Genomic DNA, 1336 nt, shown 5'->3' with positions numbered 1-1336 from the left:
GGTCCCAGGTGGGCTTGGGCGGTGCCGGTGGCGCGGGCGACGGGCCGGAGGGAGCGGGAGAGGACGCCATGGGGGATCAGATCCGGTAGCCGGCGCCGGGCACGGTGACGATCACCGGCGGCTCGCCCAGCTTGCGGCGCAGCGTCATGACCGTCACCCGGACCACGTTGGTGAACGGGTCGGTGTTCTCGTCCCACGCCTTCTCCAGCAGCTGCTCGGCCGAGACGACCGCGCCCTCGCTGCGCAGCAGCACCTCCAGCACCGCGAACTCCTTGGGCGCGAGCTGGATCTCCGTGCCGTCCCGGAACACCTCGCGGCGGTTGGGGTCCAGCCTGATGCCCGCGCGCTCCAGCACGGGCGGCAGCGCCGTGGCCGTACGCCGCCCCAGGGCGCGCACCCGCGCGGTCAGCTCGGAGAACGCGAACGGCTTGGGCAGATAGTCGTCGGCGCCCAGCTCCAGGCCCTCCACGCGGTCGCTGATGTCCCCGGAGGCGGTGAGCATCAGCACCCGGGTGGGCAGGCCCAGCTCGACGACGCGGCGGCACACGTCGTCGCCGTGCACCAGCGGCAGGTCGCGGTCCAGCACGACGACGTCGTAGTCGTTGACGTCGATGCGCTCCTGCGCCGCCGCGCCGTCATAGACCACATCGACGGCCATGGCCTCTCTGCGGAGGCCCGTCGCCACGGCATCGGCGAGCAGCTGCTCGTCCTCGACGACGAGTACGCGCACGGCGCTGTCCTTCCCTCACGGAGTGGTGGTCGTGCCGCGGTGCCCCGGAGGATCCCGCGGGCAGGGTGTACGGCACGCCCTCCATCCTGCCCCGAAGTTTGATAAATCGGCTGTAAGAGGTGAAGCGCTCGGGAACAGCGCGCGCACACACTGATTTTTCAGCGGAGTTGAGGTTTCTCTGAGGATGGGGGTGGGGAGGACCTCGGGCACACCACGCGATCACGCCCTGTGCGCGGCATGCCACGGAGTCGCTGCCGACGCTCCCGGGGACCACGCCGTGATCGAGCACAGGACCCGACCCTCGGCACACCCCCGTGCCACCGACCCACGACGAGGGGGCACCATGGACGCGTTCACCGCCGGCATCCTGCAGCGGATACGGACCACCGAATCCGACCTGCGCCACGCGCGCGAGTCTGGCGACGAGTTCCTCGTGGACGTCGAGCAGGCCGAGCTGGAAGACCTCCACCGCCTCGCCGCGGAGCACGGCGTGCAGGTCGCCTCCCAGGCGTCCTGACGCGGAACCAGCACACCACCAGCACCACCAGCAGAGGGCCCCGGTCCCCCGTCCGGGGCCCTCTTCCCTGCCCTGCCCCTGTCCTGTCC

At 71.3% G+C, this 1336-nt stretch carries 2 protein-coding genes; one reads left to right on the top strand and one right to left on the bottom strand.

The genetic code is table 11. The features are described 5' to 3' along the window. Window positions 1-76: 76 nt before the first annotated feature. The gene (locus G5C65_RS37330; protein WP_165303472.1) at window positions 77-730 is read right to left on the bottom strand and encodes a response regulator; all 654 of its coding nucleotides are present in this window, start codon (window positions 728-730) and stop codon (window positions 77-79) included. Window positions 731-1073: 343 nt separating this feature from the next. Here G5C65_RS37330 and G5C65_RS37325 point away from each other — a divergent pair, with 343 nt between their 5' ends. Next, entirely contained in the window at window positions 1074-1247 is a 174-nt protein-coding gene (locus tag G5C65_RS37325; RefSeq protein ID WP_165303471.1) for a hypothetical protein, read from the top strand. Window positions 1248-1336 lie beyond the last annotated feature (89 nt).

It is taken from the genome of Streptomyces boncukensis, from assembly GCF_011045075.1.
Lineage (GTDB): Bacteria > Actinomycetota > Actinomycetes > Streptomycetales > Streptomycetaceae > Streptomyces > Streptomyces boncukensis.
The sequence above is the reverse complement of the archived record's forward strand: the minus strand, read 5'-3'. Positions and strand labels throughout refer to the sequence as shown.